27 protein-coding genes are annotated in these 25420 nt (G+C 69.9%); 11 read left to right on the forward strand and 16 right to left on the reverse strand.

The genetic code is table 11. From position 1 onward, the window contains the following. Positions 1-14: 14 nt before the first annotated feature. The 3 genes from N0B31_RS18080 to N0B31_RS18090 all read right to left on the reverse strand — a co-directional run bounded on the left by N0B31_RS18080 (position 15) and on the right by N0B31_RS18090 (position 2249). Positions 15-413 (reverse strand): ArsR/SmtB family transcription factor, encoded by a 399-nt coding sequence (locus N0B31_RS18080; protein ID WP_260593011.1) that lies wholly within the window; start codon positions 411-413, stop codon positions 15-17. Between the two features lie 156 nt (positions 414-569). Beyond that, entirely contained in the window at positions 570-959 is a 390-nt protein-coding gene (gene fer / locus N0B31_RS18085) for a ferredoxin Fer (protein ID WP_260593012.1), read from the reverse strand. Positions 960-1052: 93 nt separating this feature from the next. Beyond that, complete coding sequence (locus tag N0B31_RS18090) at positions 1053-2249, reverse strand: inorganic phosphate transporter (RefSeq protein ID WP_260593013.1); 1197 nt, start codon at positions 2247-2249, stop codon at positions 1053-1055. Positions 2250-2383: 134 nt separating this feature from the next. Here N0B31_RS18090 and hisA point away from each other — a divergent pair, with 134 nt between their 5' ends. After that, positions 2384-3112, forward strand: coding sequence for a 1-(5-phosphoribosyl)-5-[(5-phosphoribosylamino)methylideneamino]imidazole-4-carboxamide isomerase (hisA, locus tag N0B31_RS18095; protein WP_260593014.1), 729 nt, complete (start codon positions 2384-2386; stop codon positions 3110-3112). A gap of 9 nt (positions 3113-3121) precedes the next feature. Here hisA and N0B31_RS18100 read toward each other — a convergent pair whose 3' ends face one another. Next, a complete protein-coding gene (locus N0B31_RS18100) occupies positions 3122-3250 on the reverse strand; it encodes a hypothetical protein (RefSeq protein ID WP_260593015.1) in 129 nt (42 codons plus the stop codon). A 138-nt stretch (positions 3251-3388) separates the two neighbouring features. Here N0B31_RS18100 and hisB point away from each other — a divergent pair, with 138 nt between their 5' ends. After that, a complete protein-coding gene (hisB, locus tag N0B31_RS18105) occupies positions 3389-3976 on the forward strand; it encodes an imidazoleglycerol-phosphate dehydratase HisB (RefSeq protein WP_260593016.1) in 588 nt (195 codons plus the stop codon). 6 nt (positions 3977-3982) lie between these two features. Here the strand turns inward: hisB and N0B31_RS18110 are convergent, their stop codons facing one another. The 4 genes from N0B31_RS18110 to N0B31_RS18125 all read right to left on the reverse strand — a co-directional run bounded on the left by N0B31_RS18110 (position 3983) and on the right by N0B31_RS18125 (position 6113). Beyond that, complete coding sequence (locus tag N0B31_RS18110) at positions 3983-4186, reverse strand: DUF7511 domain-containing protein (protein WP_260593017.1); 204 nt, start codon at positions 4184-4186, stop codon at positions 3983-3985. A gap of 98 nt (positions 4187-4284) precedes the next feature. After that, on the reverse strand, positions 4285-4830 hold the full coding sequence (locus N0B31_RS18115) for a DUF8528 domain-containing protein (RefSeq protein ID WP_260593018.1): 546 nt from the start codon (positions 4828-4830) through the stop codon (positions 4285-4287). Between the two features lie 227 nt (positions 4831-5057). Further along, the gene (locus N0B31_RS18120) at positions 5058-5717 is read right to left on the reverse strand and encodes a TMEM175 family protein (protein WP_260593019.1); all 660 of its coding nucleotides are present in this window, start codon (positions 5715-5717) and stop codon (positions 5058-5060) included. Between the two features lie 201 nt (positions 5718-5918). Then, entirely contained in the window at positions 5919-6113 is a 195-nt protein-coding gene (locus N0B31_RS18125) for a cold-shock protein (protein ID WP_260593020.1), read from the reverse strand. A 340-nt stretch (positions 6114-6453) separates the two neighbouring features. Here N0B31_RS18125 and trpY point away from each other — a divergent pair, with 340 nt between their 5' ends. Together trpY and N0B31_RS18135 are read left to right on the forward strand one after the other, a co-directional pair. Further along, positions 6454-6957 carry a TrpY family transcription regulator gene (gene trpY / locus N0B31_RS18130; RefSeq protein ID WP_260644019.1) on the forward strand — a complete coding sequence of 168 codons (504 nt, stop codon included), beginning with the start codon at positions 6454-6456 and terminating at the stop codon, positions 6955-6957. Positions 6958-6961: 4 nt separating this feature from the next. Next, positions 6962-7606, forward strand: a complete 645-nt coding sequence (locus N0B31_RS18135) for an IMPACT family protein (RefSeq protein WP_260593021.1) — start codon at positions 6962-6964, stop codon at positions 7604-7606. On the opposite strand, the gene N0B31_RS18140 is transcribed toward N0B31_RS18135, so the two are convergent. Both N0B31_RS18140 and N0B31_RS18145 read right to left on the reverse strand, forming a co-directional pair. Next, a complete protein-coding gene (locus N0B31_RS18140) occupies positions 7603-8175 on the reverse strand; it encodes a TetR/AcrR family transcriptional regulator (RefSeq protein ID WP_260593022.1) in 573 nt (190 codons plus the stop codon). The genes N0B31_RS18135 and N0B31_RS18140 overlap by 4 nt on opposite strands. 138 nt (positions 8176-8313) lie before the next feature. Further along, a complete protein-coding gene (locus N0B31_RS18145) occupies positions 8314-11139 on the reverse strand; it encodes a S8 family serine peptidase (RefSeq protein ID WP_260593023.1) in 2826 nt (941 codons plus the stop codon). Positions 11140-11334: 195 nt separating this feature from the next. Here N0B31_RS18145 and N0B31_RS18150 point away from each other — a divergent pair, with 195 nt between their 5' ends. Further along, positions 11335-12951: a winged helix-turn-helix transcriptional regulator gene (locus N0B31_RS18150; RefSeq protein WP_260593024.1), complete on the forward strand. Its 1617-nt coding sequence runs from the start codon at positions 11335-11337 to the stop codon at positions 12949-12951. Between the two features lie 18 nt (positions 12952-12969). Here the strand turns inward: N0B31_RS18150 and N0B31_RS18155 are convergent, their stop codons facing one another. Further along, complete coding sequence (locus tag N0B31_RS18155; RefSeq protein WP_260644020.1) at positions 12970-14319, reverse strand: tRNA(Ile)(2)-agmatinylcytidine synthase; 1350 nt, start codon at positions 14317-14319, stop codon at positions 12970-12972. Between the two features lie 189 nt (positions 14320-14508). Between N0B31_RS18155 and N0B31_RS18160 the strand changes: the two genes are divergently transcribed. Further along, positions 14509-15483: a transcriptional regulator gene (locus tag N0B31_RS18160; protein WP_260593025.1), complete on the forward strand. Its 975-nt coding sequence runs from the start codon at positions 14509-14511 to the stop codon at positions 15481-15483. 77 nt (positions 15484-15560) lie between these two features. Here N0B31_RS18160 and N0B31_RS18165 read toward each other — a convergent pair whose 3' ends face one another. From N0B31_RS18165 to N0B31_RS18180, 4 genes are all read right to left on the reverse strand, one after another. Continuing rightward, entirely contained in the window at positions 15561-16010 is a 450-nt protein-coding gene (locus N0B31_RS18165; protein WP_260593026.1) for a hypothetical protein, read from the reverse strand. Between the two features lie 273 nt (positions 16011-16283). Further along, complete coding sequence (locus N0B31_RS18170) at positions 16284-16676, reverse strand: DUF5518 domain-containing protein (protein WP_260593027.1); 393 nt, start codon at positions 16674-16676, stop codon at positions 16284-16286. Positions 16677-16856: 180 nt separating this feature from the next. Further along, positions 16857-18191 carry a metallophosphoesterase gene (locus tag N0B31_RS18175; RefSeq protein ID WP_260593028.1) on the reverse strand — a complete coding sequence of 445 codons (1335 nt, stop codon included), beginning with the start codon at positions 18189-18191 and terminating at the stop codon, positions 16857-16859. Positions 18192-18410: 219 nt separating this feature from the next. Next, entirely contained in the window at positions 18411-19085 is a 675-nt protein-coding gene (locus N0B31_RS18180; RefSeq protein ID WP_260593029.1) for a TIGR00266 family protein, read from the reverse strand. Positions 19086-19290: 205 nt separating this feature from the next. Here N0B31_RS18180 and N0B31_RS18185 point away from each other — a divergent pair, with 205 nt between their 5' ends. The 3 genes from N0B31_RS18185 to N0B31_RS18195 all read left to right on the forward strand — a co-directional run bounded on the left by N0B31_RS18185 (position 19291) and on the right by N0B31_RS18195 (position 22121). Continuing rightward, positions 19291-20763: a TIGR00341 family protein gene (locus N0B31_RS18185; RefSeq protein ID WP_260593030.1), complete on the forward strand. Its 1473-nt coding sequence runs from the start codon at positions 19291-19293 to the stop codon at positions 20761-20763. A 96-nt stretch (positions 20764-20859) separates the two neighbouring features. Next, positions 20860-21456 (forward strand): hypothetical protein, encoded by a 597-nt coding sequence (locus N0B31_RS18190; protein WP_260593031.1) that lies wholly within the window; start codon positions 20860-20862, stop codon positions 21454-21456. Further along, positions 21453-22121, forward strand: coding sequence for a DUF2238 domain-containing protein (locus tag N0B31_RS18195; RefSeq protein ID WP_260593032.1), 669 nt, complete (start codon positions 21453-21455; stop codon positions 22119-22121). Before N0B31_RS18190 ends, N0B31_RS18195 begins: the two co-directional genes overlap by 4 nt. A gap of 1 nt (position 22122) precedes the next feature. On the opposite strand, the gene N0B31_RS18200 is transcribed toward N0B31_RS18195, so the two are convergent. Beyond that, positions 22123-23148, reverse strand: a complete 1026-nt coding sequence (locus tag N0B31_RS18200; RefSeq protein ID WP_260593033.1) for an aldo/keto reductase — start codon at positions 23146-23148, stop codon at positions 22123-22125. A gap of 159 nt (positions 23149-23307) precedes the next feature. On the opposite strand from N0B31_RS18200, the gene N0B31_RS18205 reads away from it, so the two are divergent. Both N0B31_RS18205 and N0B31_RS18210 read left to right on the forward strand, forming a co-directional pair. Next, entirely contained in the window at positions 23308-24570 is a 1263-nt protein-coding gene (locus tag N0B31_RS18205; protein ID WP_260593034.1) for an MFS transporter, read from the forward strand. Continuing rightward, complete coding sequence (locus tag N0B31_RS18210) at positions 24567-25418, forward strand: polymer-forming cytoskeletal protein (protein WP_260593035.1); 852 nt, start codon at positions 24567-24569, stop codon at positions 25416-25418. Before N0B31_RS18205 ends, N0B31_RS18210 begins: the two co-directional genes overlap by 4 nt. Positions 25419-25420: the final 2 nt, after the last annotated feature.

Raw genomic sequence — 25420 nt, forward strand, 5'->3', positions numbered from 1 at the left:
GGGCTCGGCGTCGCTCACCGGCCGTCACCCCGGGTCTCGTCGAGCGCGCCCAGCAGCGCCTCGGCCCGCGGGGTCGCCTCGTAGTGGCGCCACCGCCCCTCCTTGCGTCGGGTGACGAGCCCGGCGTCGTGGAGGTCCGAGAGCGCGTGACTGGTGGCGCTGTCGCTCACGTCGACGGCAGGCGTTATCTCACAGACACACAGCTCCTCCCCGGCCGTGACGAGGAGACGGGCGATGCGGTGGCGGGTCTCGTCGCCGAGCGTCTTCAGCGCGGCGAGGTCGCCATCGAGCGTCGCCCCGACGCCCGACTGGTATCCCCGCAGGGTCTCGATACGAGCCTCGACGTCGGCCGCACAGCAGTCCTCGACCTGCTGTGTCATGTACCGCCGGAGGCGGTCCGTCTCTTGCGACATGGTTGAACGATTTAGCACCTGTTCAGATAAACGTACCGACGTCCGGGTTCGGGGACCGTCGGCCGACGGACGCGTCGCTCCGGACCTCGGTCGTCCATCGCGAGGAAAGTGAACCGATTCAGTACGCCAGTCGCGTCAGTTCGAAACGTGGCAGGCTCAGATGACGCGGTTCTGGAGGTAGTCCAGGTGCTTCGCGTTGTAGACGATCCTGACGGTGTCGGCCGTCGGGGAGCCGATACACGTCAGGCGGACGTTCTTGTCGTCCACTTCCTCGTCCGAGAGGATCTGCTGCATGTCCATCTGGATGTCGCCCTCCTTGACGATGGCCGCGCAGTTCGCACAGGCGCCGGCACGGCAGGAGAACGGCCAGTCGTACCCCTGGGCCTCGGCAGCCTCGAGGATGTACTCGCCCTCGTTGACGTCGAGCGACCCGTAGTCCTCGGCGTCGAGGCCGGCGTCGGCCGCGTTGTCGAAGAGGTCGTCGTCGTCGAGCGACCAGCCGTGGTCGTCTAACACTTCGTAGTTGAGGTATTCTACCGTGGGCATCACCGTGGGGTACTCGCGCCGGTATGAAAGGTCTTGCTGTTGGTTTTTTGGCGCGTCAAACTCTCGTGACACGACGAGCGGGCGATGCCCGGTTCAGAGTACGAACGCGAAGACGGCGTACGCGACGACGGTCGCCACCGCCGGGACGGCGTTCTGGAGGATGATGACCCGCGCGGTCGTGCCGGGTTCGAACAGGTCCGAGGCGGCCGGGATGTCGGCGTCCTCCTCCTCGCCGATGGGTTTCGGCTCCTCGGTGGGCATCCCGCCGTCGCCACCCACGGTGGGGGCGTCGGCCGACTCGGCCGCCAGCGCCCCGACCGACACCCGCGGGGACTCCCCCCGCATGGAGTCCGAGATGGTGACCGTCCGGGTCGCCCGGCCCCAGCCGAGACCGACGATGCTCATCGTCGCGATGATGACGAAACTCGCGGGGATGCCGATGGCCGAGAGGAAGGTCACGAGCGTCGAGGAGACGGTGGCGACGACGAGCGCGGCCATCAGCGGCATCTCCGTCAGGTCGTTGCCGACCGTGTCGAGGGTGCGGCGAGCGATGGTGAACGCGCCGAGGCCGATGGCGCCCGCACCGAGCAGGACCCCCTCCTCGACCGAGAGCGTGCCGTTGCCCACCAGCGGGCCGACGGCGTTGGCGACGTTCGACGCCCCAGCCGAGAACGCCATGTAACACGCGATGGCGACGACGAGGGTCGTCCCGACGAGTTCGCGCGGGGTCGTGTTCGGCCCGAGTTCCGGTCGGGGGACCGTCCCCGACCGGTCCAGCGCGAGCAGCGACCCCTTCGTCTGCGTGACGGCGAACCACGCGACCAGCCGGGGATAGAAGTACCGACCGACCACCGCGCTCACCCAGAACGCGGCGATGGGCGAGACGATCCACCAGACGACGATCTCGCTCATCGTCCCGATGGCGAGGTTCCCGCGAGCGAGCCCGAGGCCGGCGATGGCCCCCACCGCCGTCATCGAGGTCGATGCCGGCACCCCCACCACGTTCGAGAGGAACAGCGCGAGGCCGATGAACAGCAACACCGCCACCGTGACCGTGGGGTCGAACGCCCCCTGCGGGACGAGGTCGCCACCCAGCGTCTTCACGACCTCGCGGCCGAACACCCACCCGCCGGCCAGCGCGAATATCGTCATCAGGACGGCCGCGCCCACCTTCGAGACGGTGTTGCTCCCCACCGCGGGCCCGAACGCCACGCCCGTCGACGAGCCACCGATGTTGAATCCGACGAACACGGCGACGAGGAGGCCGGCACCGATGAGCGGGTCTATCACTGCCGGGGGTTCGGGGTGGCCGAACTTAAGCGATGGCGCTCGGAACGTGGCTCGGTAGCAGGCGGCAGCCACGCCGTCCCCCGCTCTCACCACGGACCGGCAACCCCTTAGCCCGGACCCACCGACACCCGCCCATGTTCGAACGGTTCGAGGTGGTCCCCGCGGTCGACGTGCAGGAGGGGCAGGTGGTCCAGCTCGTCGGCGGTGAACGAGGGACCGGCAAGCGGTACGGCGACCCGGTCGAGGCCGCCGAGCGGTGGGTCGAGGCGGGCGCCGAGACGCTCCACCTCGTCGACCTCGACGGCGCGTTCGAGGGCGAGCGCGTGAACGCACCGGCGGTCGAGGCCATCCGCGAGGCCGTGGACGTGGACCTGCAGCTCGGGGGCGGCATCCGAACCGCCGAGGGCGCCCGCGACCTGCTCGACCGGGGCCTCTCGCGGGTCATCCTCGGGACCGCCGCGGTCGAGAACCCCGACGTCGTCGTCGAGATAAGCGAGACCCACCCCGGCTCGGTGCTGGTCTCGCTGGACGCGAAGGAGGGCGAGGTGGTCGTCTCGGGCTGGACCCAGGGCACCGGTCTCGACCCCGCCGAGGCCGCCGCTCGCTACGAGGAACTGGGGGCGGGCGGCATCCTGTTCACCGACGTGGACGTGGAGGGGCAGCTGGAGGGCGTGCGCGAGGCCCCGGTCCGGGCGGTGGTCGAGGCCGTCTCGATACCGGTCGTCGCCTCGGGTGGCGTGGCGACGCTCGAGGACGTCCGGGCGCTGAAGCGGGCCGGCGCGAGTGCGGTGGTCGTCGGGACGGCGCTCTACGAGGGGCAGTTCACGCTCCGCGAGGCGCAGGCGGCCGCCGACGAGGTCTGAACCGCCGCGCTAGCGCCGGACGCTGACGTACACCAGCGCCATCGCGCAGAGCGCCCCGGCTGGCGTCGTCGCGGACAGTTTCGGCGCCAGTCGCGCCGCGAGTGCCAGCCCCGTCCGCAGCAGGTACCTCGAACTCATGCGAGTCGTGTGCTTAGGTCACACACGACATAAGTCCCAGTCAGACCGCCGTGTCCCGCCCGTCAGACGGGGCGCCCCGGCACGCCCCCCTCCTCTCACGAGCGCAACGGTCTTGGCCGCGGGCCGAAAACGCCGGGTATGACCGACCGGACGGCCGCCGTCACCCGCGAGACGGGTGAGACGGAGATCGAGGTGACCCTCGACGTCGACGGGGAGGGCGACGCGACCATCGAGACAGGCGTCGGCTTCTTCGACCACATGCTGACGGCGTTCGCCACGCACGGCCTGTTCGACCTGACCGTGCGCTGTGACGGCGACCTGGAGGTGGACGACCACCACACCGTCGAGGACGTGGCCATCACGCTGGGCGCGGCGTTCGACGAGGCGCTGGGCGAGAAGCGCGGCATCGTGCGCTACGCCGACCGCCGGGTGCCGCTGGACGAGGCGGTCGCCGGCGTCGTGCTGGACATCTCCGGGCGCCCCTACTTCGAGTGGAGCGGCGAGTTCTCACAGCCCACCATCGGGGGGTTCACGAGCGACATGGCCCGGCACTTCTGCGAGTCGTTCGCCATGCACGCGAACGTGACGCTCCACGCCGAGGTGGAGGGCCGCAACGCCCACCACGAGGTGGAGGCGCTGTTCAAGTGCCTGACCCGGGCGCTCGACGACGCCACCCGCGTCGACGAGCGACGGACCGACACCCCCAGTACGAAGGGCGAGCTCTGAGCCGACTCAGCGCATCTCGTCGAGTTCGACCCACGACCCCTCGTCGGCGGTGAGCCACCGCGACATCAGCGAGACGTCGTCGGCCGCCGCCGGGAACAGCGTCAACTCGTCACCGGACTCGTAGTGGACGACCCGTGCGACCAGTCCGTCCTCCGTCAGGGCCGACCCGTCGGTGCGCTCCCAGTCGTCGCCGGTCGCGGCAGTGGACATGGCCCGAGCGTCACCGGGTCGAGACATAGTTATTCAGCTCATTCGTGGCCCTAAGACCTGCATAACCGACCCGTAGCGACCGCTTTCGGTGGTGCTGGCTACCGGAACAGTTTCCCGCTGGCGACCCGCACCCGGCCGTGCTTCGCGGCGTGGTCGATGGCCGCCGACACCGTCGCCGGGTCCAGTTCGTACGCCTCGGCGACCATCTCCTCGGCCGCCTCGCGCTCCATCGGGAACTCGCGGCCCTCGAGGAACCGCATCACCTTCGAGTAGCCCTTCGGCGTCCCGCTGCGGTTCCGGGTCGGTCGACCACCGGCCTCGTGGACGTCCTCGTCGTCGTCCGAAACCGCGTCGACGTCGGCCGCCGCGTCCTCGTCCTCCGTCTCCCTCACGCCGTCGTGGTTCTCGGCCGCCGCCTCGCTCGCCATCTCGCCGTCGCCCGTCGGCTCGGCCTCGGCGACGAGGGGCTCGTCGGCCGCCGGGCGGGCGTCGAGGAGGGGGTCGACGACGCCTGCGAGTGTCTCCTCGCAGGCGCCACAGAGGACCATCCGCTTCGGTTCGTCGCCGGCGACGCCGGTCGGGAGCACCTCGAACACGCCGGCGGCTGCCTCGCCACAGAAGTCACAGGCTCTGACCTCTCGCATATCCGGACGGTCACGGGGACCGAACGTAAGCCCATCGGGCGTATCGAGAGCGTGGCCGAACGAAGTGAGGCCACGTCGAGGCGAGCGGGAGGGAGGCCACGAAACGGGCGAGCGCGGAGCGCGCTGCTCCCGTCGCTTCCCACCTGCTGATACGTCTCGACGGCCGTGCTGAATGCAGGGCGCGAACACGGTGGCGTGGGGTCCGACCCGTCGTCGCTACAGGGTGCTCATCTGGTGGCCTCGACCTCGGACTCGCCGTCGGACTCTTCGAGATTCTCGGCCAGGCGAGACTGGAGCACGCCGTTGATGGGGATCAGGAGCAACCAGGTCAGGATACCGAGACCGGGGTCGAACGCGGTGACGAGTATCGAGAGGACGAACACGAACGGGGAGGCGAGGAACCTCGCTGCCTGGATCTCCACGGCCCGGGAGCCGAGCCCCTCCTCGAGGAGCTCTCTCCGCGACGCGTACGACCAGAGGAGCGCGAGCGTGAGACCCGTGAGCGTGAGCGTTCCGGACAGGAACATGATGCCGAACTGGTCCGGATACGTCGCGAAGACACTGGACGCGAACGGGATGAACGCCACCATGAGGAGGAAGAGGAGGTTGAGCCACACGATCCCGGCGTCGTGTCGCTCGATGTGGATGAAGATGCGACGGTGGTTGACCCAGTACGACCCGATGACGAGGAAGCTCAGGACGAAGCCGAAGAACTCGTGCCACTGGGCGAAGACGAGGTCCGGGAGCACCGAGAGCGGGCTCCCCGCGGGTATCTCCGGGACGGTGATCTCGAGCACCAGCAACGTGATGGCGATGGCGATGACGCCGTCGCTCAACGCGAGCATCCGGTCCGTCTCGCTCGACTCTCGACGAAATGGGAGTGCCATGTTCGGAGGACGCGACCGATTCCAAAGGTCGTTGTTCACCGGTCCGGGACGGTGCGTAGCGGCCCGCTATCCCCCGGGGCTTACGCGTTCCGAGAGCGTTCGAACGGGGCGGTCGTGCTCACGGCCCCGGCTACCGGCTGTAGCAGTCGAAAGAATCGAGTCGATAGCTCGCCGTCGGGAGACGACGACCGAAACTCCAGATTAGTTGCGGACGACGTTCGTCGCGCGGGGGCCCTTGGGGGCCTGTTCGATGTCGAAATCGACGTCCTGTCCTTCTTCGAGATCGGGGCCGCCAACGTCCTCCATGTGGAAGAAAACGTCCTCGTCCGCGTCCTCAGTCGTGATGAAACCGTAGCCGCCAGTGTCGTTGAAGAAATCAACCTTACCGTTTGCCATTGCGAGTAGACGGAACCCCCTCCCACGGTTAAGGCTTGGGTATCTGTTTCGAACCGGCGAGATAGAATAGTCGAATGTCTATTCTATAGTGGGATATACTACAGAATGTCCATCGGCGTGGGTTCGACACGGCTCCGGTAGTCGATCCGTCACAACGACTGGGTACTCCCGGGGTATCGGCAGTTCCGACGGCCGTGCGGTACACGCCCTCCGTGGTCACGCCCGTCTCCGATCCGTCGCCGAGCAGTTCGACAGGGCCGGCGGACCCACATTCCTCCGGGACACCAGCAGTCATATCACGTCCCCCGACACACTCCGGAGCGAGTAGATGACCAGCGAGATGTTCGAGGCGATAATGGAGAAGTTCGCCGACTCCCCCTCCCAGCGGGCGGTGGTCCGGCTCCTGCTGGAGCGGGGCTTCTCCGTCAACGACGAGGGTCGGGTGGTCTCGGGTGGCATCGAGATCCCCAACACCGGCATCGCCCGTGAGATCGACGTGGACCGCCGGGTCGTCGACGCCACCACCGACGCCATCCTCGAGGACGACCAGCTCCGGCGCATCTTCCAGAACATCTCCGCCATCCCCTCGCTGAAGAGCCTCGCGCCCGTCCTCGACATGACCGTCCTCACCGTCTCGGTGGTCGACGAGGCCGAATCGGGCATCGTCGCGGACGTGACCGGCAGACTGGCCGAGCGTGGGGTCTCCATCCGACAGATCATCAGCGAGGACCCGGAGTTCACCGAGGAGCCGAAACTCTACATCGTCGTGAGCGACCCCCTGCCGGGCGACCTCATCAACGAGATACGGGCCGCCCCGTTCGTCCGGAAGATCGAACTGGAGTAGCCCGATGGCCGACCCGAGCGACGCGCCCGACGCCCACGACGACCCGGACGCCTACCGCACCCTCGCCGGCCGGGGGCGCGCCGAGTTCGTCGTGAATGGGTCCGAGTTCCTCGGGCACGCCGCGCCCGCGCCGGACGTGCAGACGGCCGAGGCGTTCGTCGCGTCGGTCCGCGACGAGTACCCCGACGCCACCCACAACGTCCCCGCCTACCGGGTCCGGGCCGACCCGTTCCGCGAGTACAGTTCCGACGACGGCGAACCGTCCGGGAGCGCCGGGAAACCGATACTGAACGTCCTCTCGGGACAGGACCTCGAGAACGTCGTGGTGGTCGTCACGCGGTACTACGGCGGGACGAACCTCGGCGTCGGCGGCCTGGTCCGGGCGTACGGACAGGCCGCGAAACTGGCCGTCGAGGACGCCGGCGTGACCACCGAGGTGCCACACGAACGGGTCCGGATCGTGGTCGACTACGACGACTCGGGGACCGTCCGGGGTCTCGTCGAGTCGACCGCCAGCGAGTTCGACGCGACCTACGAGGCGCGGGTCAGTTTCGACGCGCGCGTCCCGACACGAGCCGCCGCGGCGTTCAGGGACCGCGTCCGGAGCGCCACGAGCGGTCGTGCCGAGTTCGGCGACGAGAACGATTAGGTGCGGAACCGCTCGAGGAGGGCGTCGAGGACCGCGCGTGCGTCGGCGGCGTCGGTCTCGCCGGTGACGACACGGAGCAGTTCGCCGTTCGCCGTCGCCGTGAGGAGCCGCGCCCCGCGTGCCGGGTCCACGTCGTAGATCCCCTCTTCGACGCCGCGCCGGAGCGTGGCCTCCAGCGTCGACTCGAGCTGTGCGTCGAGCGCGGCGAACCGGTCGGCGTACGCCTCGTGGTGGGGTGCCTGCATCCGGAGTTCGAGCAGCGCCGTCCGGATGGCACGCCCCTCGGTGTCGAGGTCGCGCGGCAACAGCAGGTCGAGGGTGGTGTCGAGCCGCGCCTCGACGTCGCCGTCCGTGACCGGCTCCACCTCCGCCACGAACCCGTCGGTCATCCACCGGAGGAAGTCCGCCAGCAGGTCCTCCTTCGTGTCGTAGTGGTAGTAGAGCAACGACTTCGACTTCTCGAACTCGTCGGCGATGGTCTGGATGGTCAGCCCGGCGTAGCCGTGCTTGGCGAGCGCCTCGAACGTCGCCTCCATGATGGATTCGCGCGTCTCCGCTGCCTCGCTCATTGCCCGGGCCACGGAGTGCCCCGCTATACCTCTTTCTCTCGTCGCGGTCGTTGCCGGGCGGCCGGCCCCGTGCTGAGCCGGGGGTTCAGTCGTGGCCGACCACGTCCGTCGGGCCAGCGTCGACCGCCGAACCCCCGCTCAGGGGCTCGGCAGGTCGCCCGCACCCGGTAACCCTTCGCCGCTCTGCGAGACGCCGAGGACGAACTTGTCCCCCGAGGTGGTGTTCGGGACGGCCGTCCACGGCGCCGCGTCGTCGGTGTCGACCGGCTGCGCCTCGGCCGGGCCGAACGTGTAGGCGTTCGACTCCTGCAGGCCGGTCGGTGCCTCCGCGAAGTAGGTGTAGGACGTCTCCTCGCCCTCGGCCGGCGTCTCGAAGTAGACGTACTGCGGGCCGCTGTCGCCGGGCTGCTCGACCCGTGCCACGTCGTCCGAGAGGTCGGCCTTCACGGTCCACGACCCGGGGACCACGTCCCGGACCTCGGCGGCCTCGCTCGGGGCGTTCACGACGACGTCTACCTGGTTCGTCTGGCCGGCCGTGAACAGGGTACCGTCGTCGGCGCGGCTCCCGGCCTCGACGGTGAGGCCGCCGGCGGCACCAGCCGCGGCCGACACCGCGACCGCGAGGTCGAAGTGACCCCGGACGTCCATCCCGTTGACACAGCCCGGGACGTTCACGAGTTTCGCGACGACGACGTACGTCCTCTCGGTGGGGGCGTCCTCCCCGTCGGCGGCCGGCGCGCTCACGGACACCGACGGGGTGCCCGTCAGCCCGCTGGCGCGGCCGGCGATGGCGGGTTCGCCCCGCTCGGTCGCGGCCGGGTCGTAGACGAACAGGTCCACGTGCGGATCGCCCGCCGCGAGACCCCTGTTGCCGCCCGCGAGATGCGAGAGCGTGACGCTCGCGGTGAGGGTGCCGCCCGCCGGCACCGTCACGTAGCCCGCGGTGGCCCGCGAGTCCTCGGGGACGTAGAGGCCGAGTTCCTCCTCGGTGGTGGTCGTGCCCTCGACGACGGCCTCGTCGTCGCTCGGGTCGGGGTCGACCAGTTCCGGTGTCAGGTCGCGCGTCACCGCGTCGACGGCCGCGTCCGGGTTCACCCGGCCGTACCCCTCGAACGGGTCGCGCCCGCCGAAGTCGTAGGTGGGGGCCTTCCCGGGATTCTGGCCGAGGTGGTACGGGGCGGCCGTGAACGCCGTCTCGCTCGCAGTCGAGAGCAGGACCTGCTTCAGCCGGTAGACGTCGTCCTCGCCCGTCTCGACGGGTTCGGGGAGCGAGAGCACCGCGGGCCGGTCGTCGCCGCCGAACTCCATCGCCTCGGCGACGAGGCCGGCGACGCCGTTCGTGTACGGTGAGGACATCGAGGTACCGGCCTTGTCCGTGTAGTCTCGCGGGGTCTCGCTGTCGGCGGTCGTCGACGAGCCGTTCTTCGCGGCCCGCGCGAGTTCGAAGGTCGACGGGACCGGGTAGCCGACGCCCGCGGGGAGCGGGGCCGCGCCGCCGACCGTGCCGGTGACGGTGCCGACACCGATGAGCGCCGCGGAGTCGGGACCGACGTCGCCACCGGGCGCGGTCACGTCCGGCTTCAGGTAGAGCGGGTTCGACTCCGCCGAGTCGTCGCTCGTCTCGTCCAGTCCACCGATACCGCCCGAGGAGTACGTCGAGATGCCGTCGAACGGGTCCGTGGCGACCACGGAGATGGCCTCGTCGGCCGCCGCCGGCCCGCCGTTCCCGTTCGCGGGCGTGAAGGAGTTGCCCGCGGAGGCGACGACGAGCATCCCCGCCTCGGTGATACGGCGGACGTCGGCCCGGTTGCCCAACTGCTCGACCTGTCCGAGCGGGACGCCCTGGAGCGGCCCCCACGACATGTTGACCGAGCGGATGTTGAACGTCTCCTTGAACTCCTCGCCGAAGTTCCCGAGGGCGACCGTCGGGTCGCTCAGGCCCTGCAGGCCGACGACACCCGCGTTCGGCGCCACGCCGGGGTGGAGTGCGTACTGCCCGTCCGTGCTGTCGCCGCCCCGGACACCCTCGCCGACGACCTCGACGCCCTCCGCGTTCGCCACGGCTTCGGTGGGTGTCTCGTACGTCGTGCCGTAGGCGATGCGGTCGAGCGTCCCCGCCGTGGGGACGCCGGCCGTCGCCTGCTCGCCAGCGCCCGTGGTCGCCGGCTCCGTCTCGCGCGGCCGGACCTGCACCGTGTAGGTGCCCGCCGCCTCGACGGGCTGTTCGACGACGATGGAGTCCTTCCGGACCGGGGACTGGGCGATCTCGCGACCGTCGGCGTCGACGATGTAGACGTTGACGTTCGCCCCGAACGCGCTGGCGAAGACGCTCTCGCCGGCGTTGGCCTCGACCGTGTACTCGCGGAACTCGCCGGGGAGGAGCGTGGCGTCCGGCTCGTCCACCTCGGCGTTCTCCGAGTCGATGGTGCTCGCCCGGCCGGAGCCGGCCATGATGGACGAGACGTGGGTCCCGTGGCCGTTGTCGTCGCGGGGTTTCTGGTAGAGACCGTAGCGCGAGTCGCGGTTGAACCAGCCGAACGTCTTGTTCGAGGGGTCGCCGAACACGTCGACCTCCTCGGGGTCCTTAGGGGTGCCGAAGCCCTCCTGCAGTTCGTCCGCGCTGGGGTCCGAGGGGATGGGTCCCGTCCGCTCGAGCAGTTTGAACTCGGTGTCGCCGTTCGAGTCCTCGACGAGCTGGGCGGTCACGCCGTTCCACGGCCCGAGGTCGGGGTGCCGGGCCTCGACGCCGGAGTCGGTCAGTGCCAGCGTCCGGTCGCGCCGACCACGGAACCCACGGTCCCAGACCTTCCGGGCCTCCACGGCCCGCCAGTTGAGAAACCGGAGGTCGATGGGGTGTGCGGCACTCGCGGGGGTCGACCCGACCATCGCCGCCGCGGCGGTGAGGCCGACACCCTTCATGAAGGTGCGCCGGGAGAAGCGCGTCGTGTCTTCGTCGTCTGTCATCGCGTACCAGTGCGTTCAGTCGACCTCCTAAAAGGGATTCTCGCAACACCGTCCAAATGTGCGTCGGTGTGTCACGCGTGAATTCCGGGTATAGCCGGCCTATCAAGAGCAACCAGCGGCAGACTGGGGGACACGCAGGTCGTCCACACCCCGGCGTTTATATCGCTGTAGCGTCCTGCTTGAACCAGATCGACCGTGGGGTCAGACGATCCGCGAGTGGTGCTGGTCGCACTCGTCACGCTGGGCCTGTGCGCGCTCTCGCTGTCTCTGCTAGCGGTGGGCACCGGTGGGGCCGCAGCGCCGCTCGACGGCAACGACACCAACGTCACCGACACGCTGACGAACACGACCGACTCCACGACGGACACGGTGACCGACACTGTCTCGGACACCACGGACACGGTGACCGACACTGTCTCGGACACCACGGATACGGTGACCGACACCGTCTCCGACACCACGGACACGTCGACGACGGACGCGGTGACCGACACCGTCTCCGACACGACCGATTCGACGATGGACACGGTCTCGAACACGACGAATCAGACGGGCGAGGCGGTGACGAACACCACCGACTCGGGGTCGCTGCTCACCGTCGACGGCGACACCAGCCTGTTGTCGACGGACTCCGACGCCTCGACGGAGACGGACACCTCGGGCACCGAGGACGGGCGTTCGGACACCGGCGAGACGAGCGACGGGTCGGCGCTCTCGGACGAACTCGCAGAGGTGACCGGCGCGCTCACCGGTGGGCTCACGGAGACGACGACCACGGCCGTCTCGGGCGTGACGGAGACGACCGACACCGTCGTCGGTGAGGACGGCCTGCTGACGACGGTCGGCGACACCCTCGTCTCCGGGTCGACGCTCGAGACCACCGACGGCACGACGCTGTCGGCACTCGACGACGGGAGTGGGACCACGCCCGCGGGCGACGAGGACAGTTCGGCCGCCGTCGAGACGGGCGACTCGACCTCCCCCGACGGCGACTCCTCGGCAGCCGCCGGGGAGCCGACGCCCGCACCGTCGGGCGGTAACGGGGCGACCGGGACGCTGGCGGCACTGGCCCCGCAACCGGTCTCGGGGTCCATCCCCGTCACCGGGCAGGCCGCGGCCGGCGCGGGCCTCGCCGTGGGGGCGGCCGCCGCGGCCGGGACGGTCCTGCTCCGTGGCTCGGCGGTCACCGGGACCGGCGCGGGTCGGAGCGCCGCCGCCATCGCCCGCTATGGCGGCGCGAACGCCGTCCGGCGGGCCGGCGCGGGCGTCCTCGACCGCCTGTTCCGCATCGCCACGTTCTTCCGTTACTCCCGGTACGACGACTCGGACCCGCTGGAGAACGAGGCCCGCGCGGCCGTGATGGACGCCGTGGAGGCCGACCCCGGCCGCCCCATCACCGAGGTGGCCGAGGCGGCCGACGTGAACCTCTCGACGGCCCGCTACCACGTCCGGGTGCTCCAGAAGGAGGACATGCTGATGCGCGTGGCGGTCCGTGGCCGCAAGCGGCTGTTCCCCGCGTTCACGCAGGACCCGGAGCTGCTGGCGGCGCTCTCGGACGAGGCGACGGCCCCGCTGGTCGACGCGCTCCGACGGCTCGAACCTGCGTCGGTCGGAGCCCTCGCGGACGAACTCGGGAAGTCCCCCTCCACCGTCACGCACCACCTCCAGCGACTCGAGGAGGACGGCGTCGTCGTCCGCGAACGCGACGGCCGCACCGTCGAGAACAGCCTCGCGCCGACCACGCGCGAGGCACTCGCCCCGTCGGCCGAGCCGGAGCCGGAGGCGGCGCCGACCGCCCAGAGCGCCGACTGACCCGACGGCGCGACCGCCTCAGCGCTCCGGGTGTGTCGGCGCGTCGAACCCACCCCTGACGAGTGGCTTCGCGACGTGTCGGCGGGCGACCGGCGGCACCTCGTACCAGCCGCGTTCGAGCGACCGCTCGACCGGCCGCTCGGCCTTCTCCGCCGCGCTCGTCCCGCAGTCCCGACAGCGGTAGCCCTGCCCTCGCCCCGCGGACTCCATCCGCCGGCCGCAGTCGGGACAGGTGGGGTTGACGGGTTCGGTCCGGACGAGCGAGCGGACGGCGAACTTCTCGAGCTTGAGGGTGCCGGTCGAGTCCCCCTCGCCGGCTCGGTCGCGACGGCGAGCGGTGTTCCCCCCGCCGGCTCGGTCACGACGGCGAGCGGTGTACTCCCCCACCGCGGTGAGTTCGTCCCCCACCCGGAGCGCCCGGACCCGGTCGCGGAACCGCTTGGTCGGCTCGAACGCCGCGCAGGTGAGGGTCTCGTCGCCGGCCGAGAGGTCGAAGAAGACGTGGCCGCCACGACGCGTCTCCGGGGGCGACGCGACGGTCCCGTCCAGCAGGTAGCCGCGGCCGTCGACCGTCTCGCCGAGGCGGCCGGGGGCGAGGTGGGCGTCGGTCCCCTGGTTCGTGTGGAACGTCTCGCGCCGCTCGACCGGTTCACCCTCGATCGCGTCGACGACCCGCCGGCAGGCGTCGGGGTCGTCCCCGCGGATACCGTGCAGGACCGGTCCGGGCGTGTGCGGCACGCAGACGGCCTCCCCCTCGACCGCGTCGACGGTGTCCCAGACGGTCGGATACTCGCGGTCGGCGGCGTCGAACACCGAATCGAGATCCACGTCCCGCTCGGTCCCCCACCGCTCGCGCTCGCGGTACGAGATGACCTCGTAGGTCGGCCCCTCCTCACCCTCCTGCCACGCCCGCCACGCGCCGACGGCGGCGAGCGCGCCGACGACGCCGCGGCCGGCTTTCCACCCCTCGACGTGGTAGCCGTGCTCGGCACACAGCTCCCGGGCGCGCTCCCGCGTGAGCTCCTCGCGGAGCGCCCGGCGGGAGAACTCGACGACCGGGTCCGGCACCGCGACGGGGGCGCCCGGCGCGACGACGAGTCCCGGGTTCGTGTTCGGGTCGTCGGTCTCGGCGGCCCCGGCGACGGCCTCGTGAGCGAGGTCGGACGCGCGCTCGGGGTCGGCGTCGGTGTGGACGGCGAGGGCGGCGTTCCCCCGCGTCTTGTACGGGATGGCGGGGTTCAGCCGGACGAGGCAGCACCGTTCGACCGCGGCCTCGCCTCGCAGTCGCTCGGCGAGCCGGGCGGCGACGTACGTGGTACACATCCCGCGTTCGCGCGAGTCGGTGTCGTCGAGGCCGACGATGGTCACTAGGTGGGCGTTCCGGATCGGCGGGTAGGCGTCTTTCGGTGTCCGGTCGGCGGCCGCGAGACTACCCCGAGGCAAGGGTGTCCCCGACCCGCTATATCAATGCGACACCCCTCGAAACCCCGAATCGCCCGACAGCGGCACTCCGTGCGAGCGCAACGCATATGAGCGTCGAATCACTTACGTACCTCCATGTCACGGTCCGCACTGGTCGAGAACGTGACCGCGATGCTGGAGGACGCCGGCTTCGTGGTGAGCGACCGGTGTGCCATCCGGCCCCGGTCGTTCGACCTCGCGGCCCGTCGTGGCGAGGACGTCCTCCTGCTGAAGGTGCTCGCCAACGTCGACGCGTTCGACGCCGCCACCGGTGCCGAGATGCGACGCCTCGGCACCTACCTCGGCGCGACGCCGATGGTGCTCGGCCTCCGGACCCGCGACGAGGACCTGAAACCCGGCGTCACCTACTTCCGACACGGGGTGCCGGTGCTCTCACCGGACACCGCGATGGACCTGTTCGTCGAGGGGGTCCCGCCGCTCATCTACGCCGCGCCCGGTGGGCTGTACGTCAACATCGACGAGGAGATACTGGCCGACGCCCGTACCGAGCGCGAGTGGTCGCTCGGCCGACTCGCGAAGGAACTCGGCGTCTCCCGGCGCACCGTCTCGAAGTACGAGGACGGGATGAACGCGAGTGTCGACGTCGCGGCCAGACTGGAGGAGGTGTTCGAGCGACCGCTCACCTCCCCCGTGAACGTCCTCGAGGGGGCCGAGGAGGTGCGTGAGGCCGACCCGACCCCCGAGGATCCCGAGGCCGACCCGGACGACCGCCCGGTCGTCGTCGCCCTGACGCGCGTGGGTTTCGACGTCCACCCCACCTCGCGGGCCCCGTTCAAGGCCGTCAGCGAGGACGCCAAGCAACGCCGCGAGGTGTCGGTCCTGACCGGCCACTCCGCGTTCACCAAGACCGCCGAGAAGCGCGCCCGTATCATGTCCTCCGTGGGGCAGGTGACTCGCACCCGGTCGCTCTACGTCGTCGACGAGGCGAAACGCGACCACGTCGACGGGACTGCCCTCGTCGAGCGTGACGAGATCGCCCGCATCGAGGACGCCGACGACCTGCGCGACCTCATCCTGGCGCGGGTCGACGACCTCGGCGAGGCGGCCTGACCGGCGCGTCTTCTCGGTTCGACACTGACGAAGAGACAGCCCCGAGCCGTGCGTCTGCTCGCCGCCGTTCTCGTTCCCTACGACCCCTCGTTCGGATCCTCGAGGTACTCCGCCTCTAAGAACACCGCCGACCGTGGCCGGTCGACGTACTTGGCATCGACGAAGGCCAGGAGACCGCCGCCGGCCCCGAACACGGCCGCGACGACGACCAGTTCGAGCGCGCCGACGCGCGCCAGTGCCCGGAGCGCGTCGCTCGCGACCACCGCGAGACCGAGGTAGCCGGCCGTCGTGACGAGGACGCCCCCGACGAAGCCGGCGGCGTACGCCGTCTCCAGCCCGAGCAGGGGCCGGTCCCGCACGACGACGAGCAGGAAGACGCTCAGGGGGAGGGCGAGCCCCAGCGCCAGCGCCCACGTCGAGGCGGTCACCTCGCCCCCGACCAGCAGCGTGACCAGTCCCCACCCGGCGAGGAGGACGGGGAGGCCCGTCGCGCCGGCGAGGTGAGCCACGTTCCGTGAGCGATACATCAGCACCCCTCCCCGGCGTCGCCGTCACGCGACGTGCGAGTGCCGGTCGCCTCGCCCGGTGGTCTCCTCGAAAGTACGCCGTGAACCGTCGACACGAACCGCGATTCGGTCATTCTCTCGTCTTGGACTACCCACCAGTGGGCTATAAGCCCGCGTGTCGAATCGGAGACTGACGACCCGACACCGGGTGCGGGGTGCCCACTCGGGGGCGCGGGCGGTCCGAAGAACGGGACGTGCGGTCGCGTTCGGTTCGGTGGGCGATTCGGCCGGCGTTCAGGCGGCGGGGCGGCCCGCCATCGTCTCCTCGGGCGCCATCATCCCGCCGATGGCCCCACCGACGGCACCGGGGATGCCGGTGGCGGCGACGAGGATGAGGAACGCGATGGCGGCGCCGAAGCCGAACAGGCCCGCCGCGAGGGTGCCCAGCACCAGCAACACCAGGCCGACGATGAGCCCACCGATGGTCGTCGCGAGGAACCCGTGGAGCGCGCCGCTCGCGGTGCCCTCACGGGCGAAGTAGCCGGCGACGGCCCCCGCCACGAGGCCCGTGAGCCCCGCCCCGATTGTGGGGAGGGTGGCGTCCGTGAACGGGAGGCCGAGTCCGCTGACCAACCCGACGACGAACGCCGCGACGATTCCATACAGTACTGCCATCCATTTGACCATGCACAACCGGTCGATATCTCAGATATTAATGTTTCCGTTGGCCATAAATTCATGATTTTCTTTTTCAGTCGTAACTGACGCAGTTGGACGAACTCGGGCGGAGTGGTCAGCAACGCCTCCCGGCGCTGGAAACTACGACACCGTGACGACGTGGACTGACCGTGTCTCCCTCGCGGGCCGCTAGCCGAGAACCGTCGGCTCGGGGTCGGACTCGACGGGGCCGTCGGCGCCCACCACGACGCTCCGTCGCGGAATCGGTGGCTCCGTGTCCGGCGTGAGCGTGAGCAGGCTCTCCAGCCGGGTCAGTTCCCGCGGGTTCGCCTTGGGTACCACCTCGTACTCGACGAGGACGTCGCCGTCCGCCTCGGAGATGCGGACGTAGTTCAGCTGGTAGCTCGGGTAGTAGACCCGCGGGAGGAGACCGAGCAGCACCGACCTGCGGTGGAACCGCTTCAGCCACGTGCCCGTGTTGACGACGAGTCGGTCGTCCACTTCGATGACGGCGGCACGGTGCGTGTGGCCGTAGACGTAGACGGCCACGTCGGGGTGCTCGGCGAACAGTTCGCGTGCCGCCTGCGTGTACCGGTCCTCGACCTCCTGTGGGTCGTCGCTGCCGACGAGCCCGAACCGTTCGAGCGTCCGCCGGACGTCCCTGGCGAGGAAGAACAGCGGTATCGCCAGCAGCACTAGCAGGAAGATGACGACGAGGTTCACGACGAGCACCACGTCGATGAGCAGCCCGAGGACGCCGAGCCACTGCAGCGCGTCGTTCACCAGCACGTTCGGGAGCGACCAGACGCCGAAGAGGTCGAGCAGCAACACGAACACGTAGAGCAGGCTGACCTGGAACAGCAGGAGGAACGGGACCACCGAGTACCGCAACAGCGGACTCATCTCCCGGTAGAAGTACATCGACGTCATCCAGTCGGGAATCTGGGTCATCGGGGTCACCGACTGGATGTCCTTCAGCCAGTTGAACTTCCCCCGCTTCGAGAGCTGTCCCGCCCGCCCCGTGATGTGCTGGTTCACGAAGTAGCCCGGCGGGTTCGCGTACGGGTTCCCGAACTCGGGGCTCTCGTTGTTCGGGTCGCGCTGCTGGCCGTGCTCTATCCAGATGGTACGACCGGCCACCTCGCGCGTCAGGACCACCTCCTGTTCCAGCGTGACGTTGTACTCGGCCAGCCGCTCGACGTACTCCGGATAGCAGGCCAGCTCGTAGTCGTGGTTCCCCGGCATGAACGTGATGGGAACCCGCTCGCCGGTGGCGCGCAACTGCTCGAACAGCTCGGGGTAGCGCTCGACGAGCGCGTCGAACTTCGCCATCCCCTCCAGTTCGGTGAACTCCCAGAGCCCGAACGCGTCGCCGTTGACGATCAGTTCGGCGTCCTCCTCGCTCCGTTCGAGGTCACGGAGGAACTCGAGGAGTTCGTCCATGAACTCCACCTCCGCGAGGGCCTCGTCGCCCCCGATGTGCATGTCGCTGACGAAGTAGTACCGGGTGGTGTCGGTGGGCATGGTCGTGTGGTCGGTCGGCCCCCCGGCGCCGGTGGCTCGGGTCGCCGGAACGATACAGGTAGGCCGGCGGAGAACTTGACACTTGTGTGACCTACCCGGGGTCGGCCTCGACGACCGAGTCACGAGACACTGGCGGTGGGGGCTGTCGCTCGCCGCTGGGCGGCGCTGGCCGTTCCCGTCTATACCGAACCGGACCCGTGCCCCTCTCGGCCGACTCGTTCAGTTGCTGTAGGTCTGCGGGAGCTTCGGGATGAGCCACGCGAGGAACGCCCCCTGACTCCGGGTCTGGATCCAGACGGTCCCCTCGCCGCTGAAGTTACAGACCAGCCCCTCGCCGCTGGCGAGCGTGGACTTCAGCCCGCCGACGCGCCTGACGCTGAAGTCGAGGCTCTCCTCGAACGCGACGATGTGGCCCGTGTCGACCACGAAGTCGTCGCGTTCGCTCACGTCGATGGCCTGGATGGCGCCGTAGCTCGAGATGAACAGCGGGCCGCTCCCGGTCGCCTTCAGGAGGAACAGGCCTTCGCCGCCGAGGAACGACTTCGCCCCACCGAACGACGAGTCGACGTCGAGACTCGGGTCGCCCGCGATGTACGAGGTGGACTGGACGTACAACGTCTCGTCCTCCAGTTCACGGTGGACGATGTCGCCCGGCAGCACCGAGGCGAACTGCACCTCGCCGGGGGCCCGCGCGTGGAACGTGTTCTGGAAGAAGCTCTCGCCACCGAACGACCGGGTGAGCGACTTCAGGAACCCGCCGGTCGCGTTCGTCTCCATGTCGATGGTGCTGTCGTGGCTCACCATGGCGCCGGACTCGGCCCGGATGGACTCTCCCGTGTCGAGCGAGACGGTCACCATCGAGAACGACGGACTGTAGGAGATCTCGTGCTCCATACCCGTGGGAGGGCGGGTCGTGTGTTGGTTATGAACTCAAAAATCCGGGCCGACTCCCGGTTGCGTGTGTCACCGTGAGTCGGAGAGAAACGCTCGCCAGCCACCGCCGTGGCGCCCGGGAGCCGCGTCGTACCCTCTCACGGATGGAACCGTTCATCGGGGTTTCCCTGTTCATAAATAACCGTCGAGGAGGCGTCCATTCGCCATGCGACTCGTCCAGGTTCTCGTCCCGAAGGGGAAGATCGACCCGGTGCTCACCGCCCTCGACGAGCTAGACATCGACTGCGCCGTGTTTCCCGAGATCGGTCGGGGGGAGTTCGAGGCGATGGTCCAGTTCCCGGTCCCGCCGGGCGGCGTCGAGACCGTCCTGGAAGAACTCTCCGAGGCGGGCATCCGCGAGGACAGCTACACCATCGTTCTCGCGACGGAGACAGTCGTCTCCCAGCGGCTCCCGGCGCTCGAAGCACGGTTCCCCGGCCTCCGCATCTCCCGCGAGGAACTCCACGCTCGCGCGCAGGACCTCGCTCCGGCGAACTCCACGTTCTTCGCGTTCATCGTGTTGAGCACCGTCATCGCCACCACCGGCCTCCTGCTGGACTCGGCGGCGACCATCATCGGGGCGATGGTGGTGGCGCCGCTGATGGGGCCGGCCATCTCCGCCAGCGTCGGCACCGTCCTCGACGACGCGAAGATGGCGAGTCGCGGCGTCCGCCTGCAGGTCTCGGGGCTCGTCGTCGCCATCCTCGTGGGGGCCGCCCTCGGCTGGGTGTTCCAGCAGACGGTACTGGTACCGCCCGACCTCGACATCACGGAGGTGGGGCAGATTGCCGAGCGGACCAGTCCGAACTTCCTCTCGTTGTTCCTCGCGCTCGGCTCCGGCATCGCGGGGGCCATCAGCATCATGCGCGGGGCCGGCTCCTCGCTGGTCGGCGTCGCCATCGCCGTCGCACTCGTCCCCCCAGCCGCGACGGCAGGGCTCGGCATCGCGTGGGGCCTCCCGCTCGTCACCATCGCCGCGGCGGTGCTGGTCGTCGTCAACCTGCTCGCCATCAACATCTCGGCGCTCGTCATCTTCTCCCTCTCCGGGTTCCAGCCCATCGACCTCGGACAGGTGCGTGGGTCGCGCCGCCGGCTCGCCTCCCGTATCGCCATCATCGGCGTCTCCATCCTCCTCCTCTCGGTCGTCCTCGGGGCCGTCACGTGGACCTCCGTCCAGACCGAGTCCGTCAGGACCGAGAGCCGGGCGGTCGTCGAGTCGGTGTTCGCCGAGGCGACCGTCGACGAGGCCGAGATCGTCCTGCTCGAGGTCGACGTCGAGTACAGCGCTCTCGAGTACCTCGCCCAGTTCCCGGTGCGGGTGGACATCCTCGTCGGACTCCCGCCCACCGTCGAGCGACCCCCCGACTTCGCCCAGACGTTCGACGACCTCCTCTCGGAGCGGACGGGTCGCGAGCACTTCGTCCGCGTCGGGTTCATCGACGAACAGGTCTCGGACGCCACCGGACGGGACCCGAACCGCCTGTTCGAGGTCGTCGAGAACGAGACCAACGAGACCGCCTCCCCGACGCCGACCCCCGACTCGGCTCGCCTCCGCGGACCGCCGCCCGCCGGTCCGCTCGACCCCCTCGCCGAACGGTCCGTCCGGGCCCCGAGTTGGCGTGCGCCCGACTATATATGATTAGGCTACAGGTGGTCCGATAGGCATCCGGGGAAGTTCGTCTCGTGGGTACGAGAACGCTCACGGTGCCCGAATCTTCCCGAAGGAACGAATGTCATGAGTCAATCACTACCGTCAGAGTGGTTCGTCGCGGAGTCGAGACAGAACGCCATCCTCGCGTGGGTGGTGACGGCACTGCTCGGCGTGACCGCGGTACTCCACTTCCTGTTCGGTTCGCTCGTCGTGATGGCCGTCGCGGGTGTCGCCGCGGCCGTCGCCATCGTCCCGGCGGTCGTGCTCGGGTCGTGGCGCTCGACCGTCCCGTGGCCGATGCTCGTCCTCGCCGGCGTGGCCCTCCTCCCCGGGCTGGGGCCGTCGTTCGTCGGCGACTTCGTCTTCGCCGCCGCGATCGCCGGTCTCTCCATCCTCGTCGTCGTCGTCCTGCAGATGACGACGGCCGTCCGGATGACCCCGAACTTCGCCATCGGGTTCGTCGTCATCGCCACGATGGGGACCGCCAGCCTCTGGGCGCTCGGCTCGGCGGCCTCCGCCCGCTGGCTCGGCACCTCGTTCGTCGAGACGAACGACCAGCTGATGATCGTCTTCACCGCCGCGCTGCTCGCCAGCCTCGTATCGGCCCTCGCCTTCCGGTGGTACTTCCGCCGGCAGCTCGAGGCCAACGCCGCCGAACGGGCCGGGGAGGTGGTGGCGTGAGCGTCGTCACCCGCATCGGGCTGACCCCACGCCGGCAGGGACAGCTCGTCCGCGTCCTGCAGGCCGTGATGGTCGGCATCCTGCTGCTCGGCATCTGGCAGTTCAACATGGGCGTCATCATGAACGCGGCCGTGGGCCTCGGGGTGACGTTCCTGCCGGCCGTCCTGGAGCGCAACTTCAACTTCACGCTGAGCGTCGGCATCGTGCTCTGGATCACGCTCGCGATGTTCCTGCACGCGTTCGGGACCGTCCCGCTCCCGTTCCTCGACTTCCTCAGTCCCTACAGCGCGACGTGGTGGTGGGACCACATGACCCACGCGCTCTCGTCGTCGCTGGTGGCGGCCGTCGCGTACGCCATCGTCCGCGCACTGGACGAGCACACCGAGTTCATCGCCATGCCGCCGAAGTTCCTCTTCGCGTTCATGCTGCTGTTCGTGCTCGCGTTCGGCGCCATCTGGGAGCTCCTCGAGTTCTACATCAGCGTCGTCTCGGGCCTGCTCGGGGCGGACACCATCCTCACGCAGTACGGGCTGGAGGACACCATCCTCGACCTGTTCTACAACTCGCTCGGTGGGGTGCTGGTGGCCATCTTCGGCGCGGCGTCCCTCTCGCCCGTGGCCGAGCAGTTGCGCGACCGGCTGGACGAGCGGTCGGCGGAGCGGTAGGTCACGTCGAACGGACGCGGTCCCCCACCTCGCCGAACAGTAGCCGTCGTATCGACTCGTCCGACAGGAACGCCGTCGGGAACCCGAGGTCGACCGCGCTGACCGCGTCGAGTCGCTCGCGTGCCGCGTCGGTGAGCGAGACGGCGAGCGAGCCGAGGTTGTCCTCGAGGTGGTCGGGCGTCGTCGCGCCGAGGATGGGGATGGCCCCCTGTTCGCGGACCCACGCGAGCGCCACCTGCGCCGGGGTGCAGTCGAGGTCGTCGGCCACCGCCACCACGGTCTCGGCCACGCGCCGCTGGTGGTCGGTCAGGTCGCGGCCCTGCTGGTCCAGCCGCCCGCCGTCCCCCTCCAGATACTTCCCCGTCAGCACCCCGCCGTCGAGCGGCCCCCACGCGGTGACGCCGAGCCCGAGCGCGTCGGCGGCCGGCAGGAGTTCGCGCTCGACGGTCCGCTCGGTCAGCGCGTACTTCACCTGCATCGCGGCGAACGGGGTGAGGCCCCGCTCCTCGGCCAGCGTCTGGGCGCGGGCGACCCACCACGCCGGCGCGTCGCTCACGCCGACGTAGTGGACTCGACCCTGCCGGACCACGTCGTCGAGCGCCCGCATCACCTCCTCGATGGGGGTGAGACCGTCGTAGGCGTGGACCCAGAGCAGGTCCACGTAGTCGGTGTCGAGTCGGTCGAGGGACCCCTCGAGCGTCTGGAAGAGGTTCTTCCGGTGGTTCCCGCCCGCGTTCGGGTCGTCCGGCCGCGTCGTGAGCGTGTACTTCGTGGCGAGGACGAACCGGTCGCGGCCGTGTTCGGCCAGCAGGGAGCCGACGATGCGCTCGCTCGTCCCGTCGGTGTAGTTGTTCGCCGTGTCGACGAAGTTCCCGCCGGCGTCGACGTACCGTTCGAGCATCTCGGCACAGGCGGCCTCGCCGGCGCCCCAGCCCCAGTCCTCGCCGAACGTCATCGTCCCGAGCGCGTACTCGCTCACGCGGAGGCCGCTCCCGCCCAGCGGTCGGTAGTCCAGCTCCGATGTCATGGCCGGCAGAGGCGCCCAGACGGGATGAACGCATCTCACACGCGTGGGAGGACGGCCCGTGGGCCACGACACGAGCCCGTGTGTCCACCCCGCGGCCTCGTTCGCTCGCTCGCGCGACCGGCGTACGGTTTCATACTGCTCGGCGGACACGACGAGGACGTGACCACCCTCGACGCCCTCCGCGAACGAGACCTCGCCACCCTCCTCGGGGTGGGCCTGTTCGTCGCGCTCGCCGCCGGGGGCTACTACTACAACGTCACGTTCGTCCAGCTCGGGCTCATCGACCTCGGGGTCCGCGTGGTCGGGATGTCTCGCGGGGCCGTCTCCGTCGCGATGGCCGGCCTCGCGCTCGCCACGCTCGCCGTCGCCATCGTCACCGGGGTGGCGATGGACCGGACCGGCGTGAGCCGCGACCTCTACGCCAAGCTCCGCATCCTGTTCGGCGTGACCGTCCTCCAGACCGCCCTGACCGCCGTCGCCCCGTTCGTCGCCAGCGAACTCGCGTTCTACGCGTGGGTCGGCCTCTGCTCGGTCTCCATCGGCGTCGGGGTCCCGGCCACGTTCGGCCTCGCCGTGGACCTCGTGCCCGTCCCGGACCGGGGGTACGTCGCGGCGCTCGTCACCGCGGGCGCGTTCTTCGTCGCCGCCGTCTACCCGCTCGAGTGGACCATCGGCTCGTTCGCGGCGGTGATGGTCGCCGCGTTCGTCCCCGCCCTCCTCGTCCTCGGGGTGCTGGCCTCGGGCCGCGTCTCGCTGGTGGACGAACTCGCGGGCGAGCCACGCCACGCGGTCGGCCGGTTCTGCCGACCAGAACCGGTCCGGACGTGGAGCCTCGCGTTCTGGGCGCTCGTCGTCCTGATGTTCGGCGCGTACTTCGTCGACAGCCTCGGGTTCCTCCGCATCGTCGAGACGGAGTCGCTCGTGCTGGCCTCGTGGGGGTCGCCGGACCTCGGCATCCACGTCTTCATCGGCGTCGTCCACGTCCTCGGAGCGCTCGCGGCGGGGGTGCTCTACGCCAACTTCTCCCGACGCGCGCTGTTCCTCTGGGTGTTCGGCCTGTTCGCGTTCACGCACCTGCTCTACACCTTCTTCGTCCGCACGGCAGAGGGTGCCCCGCCCCTGCTGATGCCGGGGTTCTACGCGCTCGCGGTGAGCTTCTACACGACGCTCAACTTCGCGCTCTGGCCGGACGTCTCGACGCCCGACACCGTCGGCACGCACGCCGCGCTCGGTGTCGGAGTGGCCGGGTGGCTGGCCACGTTCCTCTCCACCTCGCTGGCGCTCTCCTTCGAGGAGTCCGGCGTGGGACTGCTCTCGCACCTGAACCTCGTGAACGCGCTCGCCCTCCTCCTGTTCGCAGGGGTGCCCGTCGCCGTCTACCTGCACCGCGTCGCCCGGTACGCACGGGGTGAGCCGGCGTGAACCTCGAGACGGTCCCCCTGCTCCTCGTGGCGCTCCTCCTGCTGACCGCGGGCGGGGACGTGACCCGCGCGGACGTGACCTTCGACGGCGCGAACGAGGCGGGCACGGACCCCCTCGTGGTCGCCGGTGGCACCGTCACCGTCCCCGCGGACACGACGACGCCCGGTCCCGTCTACGTCGTGAACGGCACGCTCGACGTGCAGGGACGGGTCGGCGGTGACGTGGTCCAGCTCGGCGGCCGCGTGGTCGCCGGCCCCACGGCCCGCATCGACGGGACGGTCGACGCGCTCGCCGGGCGTCGGACGGTCGACCCGGCGGCGCAGGTGGCCGTGACGAGCCTCGACGTCACGGCCGGCCCCTCCCCGGCGGCGCGGGCGCTGCTGTTCCTCGTCCAGACGGGCGTCCTCGCGCTCGCGGGCTACCTGGTCGCCCGACGCTGGCCGACGCCGCTGGCGACGGCGGCGCGTGCCGCCCGCCGGCACCCGGTCGTCAGCCTGACCGCGGGTGCCCTCGTCTCGGTCAGCGCCATCGCCATGCTCGTGTTCATGGCGTTCACGCTGGTCCTCATCCCGGTCTCCGTGCTCGGCCTCGTCGCGGCGGTCCTCGTCGCCGGCTACGGGGTCGTGGCACTGGGGTACCTCCTCGGGACCCGCCTCGCCCGCGTCGGCCTCGAGGGGCCGCGAGCGACCGCCGCCGGCGTCGCCCTCGTCTCCGTCGCCGCCGAACTCCTCTCGTTCGTCCCCCTCGGTGACGTGGTCGTGTTGCTGGGTGCGACGGTCGGCATCGGTGCCGTGCTGGTGACCTACCTCGGGTTCCGGGAGTTCGTGCCCGCCTCGATACCGGAGTGAGG

The sequence above is a fragment of the Salinirubellus salinus genome (assembly GCF_025231485.1).
In the GTDB taxonomy this organism is placed as follows: Archaea; Halobacteriota; Halobacteria; order Halobacteriales; family Haloarculaceae; genus Salinirubellus; species Salinirubellus salinus.

What these genes read in the sequence shown, in the direction of transcription:
- N0B31_RS18190 (WP_260593031.1), top strand. Translation starts at nt 20,860, where the DNA reads ATGAGTCAATCACTACCGTCAGAGTGGTTCGTCGCGGAGTCGAGACAG.
- N0B31_RS18145 (WP_260593023.1), bottom strand. Translation starts at nt 11,139, where the DNA reads ATGACAGACGACGAAGACACGACGCGCTTCTCCCGGCGCACCTTCATG.
- N0B31_RS18200 (WP_260593033.1), bottom strand. Translation starts at nt 23,148, where the DNA reads ATGACATCGGAGCTGGACTACCGACCGCTGGGCGGGAGCGGCCTCCGC.
- N0B31_RS18175 (WP_260593028.1), bottom strand. Translation starts at nt 18,191, where the DNA reads ATGCCCACCGACACCACCCGGTACTACTTCGTCAGCGACATGCACATC.
- N0B31_RS18120 (WP_260593019.1), bottom strand. Translation starts at nt 5,717, where the DNA reads ATGGCACTCCCATTTCGTCGAGAGTCGAGCGAGACGGACCGGATGCTC.
- N0B31_RS18100 (WP_260593015.1), bottom strand. Translation starts at nt 3,250, where the DNA reads ATGAGTTCGAGGTACCTGCTGCGGACGGGGCTGGCACTCGCGGCGCGA.
- N0B31_RS18135 (WP_260593021.1), top strand. Translation starts at nt 6,962, where the DNA reads ATGGCCGACCCGAGCGACGCGCCCGACGCCCACGACGACCCGGACGCC.
- N0B31_RS18110 (WP_260593017.1), bottom strand. Translation starts at nt 4,186, where the DNA reads ATGTCCACTGCCGCGACCGGCGACGACTGGGAGCGCACCGACGGGTCG.
- N0B31_RS18180 (WP_260593029.1), bottom strand. Translation starts at nt 19,085, where the DNA reads ATGGAGCACGAGATCTCCTACAGTCCGTCGTTCTCGATGGTGACCGTC.
- N0B31_RS18080 (WP_260593011.1), bottom strand. Translation starts at nt 413, where the DNA reads ATGTCGCAAGAGACGGACCGCCTCCGGCGGTACATGACACAGCAGGTC.
- N0B31_RS18165 (WP_260593026.1), bottom strand. Translation starts at nt 16,010, where the DNA reads ATGTATCGCTCACGGAACGTGGCTCACCTCGCCGGCGCGACGGGCCTC.
- N0B31_RS18185 (WP_260593030.1), top strand. Translation starts at nt 19,291, where the DNA reads ATGCGACTCGTCCAGGTTCTCGTCCCGAAGGGGAAGATCGACCCGGTG.
- N0B31_RS18160 (WP_260593025.1), top strand. Translation starts at nt 14,509, where the DNA reads ATGTCACGGTCCGCACTGGTCGAGAACGTGACCGCGATGCTGGAGGAC.
- N0B31_RS18115 (WP_260593018.1), bottom strand. Translation starts at nt 4,830, where the DNA reads ATGCGAGAGGTCAGAGCCTGTGACTTCTGTGGCGAGGCAGCCGCCGGC.
- trpY (WP_260644019.1), top strand. Translation starts at nt 6,454, where the DNA reads ATGTTCGAGGCGATAATGGAGAAGTTCGCCGACTCCCCCTCCCAGCGG.
- N0B31_RS18140 (WP_260593022.1), bottom strand. Translation starts at nt 8,175, where the DNA reads ATGAGCGAGGCAGCGGAGACGCGCGAATCCATCATGGAGGCGACGTTC.
- hisB (WP_260593016.1), top strand. Translation starts at nt 3,389, where the DNA reads ATGACCGACCGGACGGCCGCCGTCACCCGCGAGACGGGTGAGACGGAG.
- N0B31_RS18170 (WP_260593027.1), bottom strand. Translation starts at nt 16,676, where the DNA reads ATGGTCAAATGGATGGCAGTACTGTATGGAATCGTCGCGGCGTTCGTC.
- N0B31_RS18125 (WP_260593020.1), bottom strand. Translation starts at nt 6,113, where the DNA reads ATGGCAAACGGTAAGGTTGATTTCTTCAACGACACTGGCGGCTACGGT.
- hisA (WP_260593014.1), top strand. Translation starts at nt 2,384, where the DNA reads ATGTTCGAACGGTTCGAGGTGGTCCCCGCGGTCGACGTGCAGGAGGGG.
- fer (WP_260593012.1), bottom strand. Translation starts at nt 959, where the DNA reads ATGCCCACGGTAGAATACCTCAACTACGAAGTGTTAGACGACCACGGC.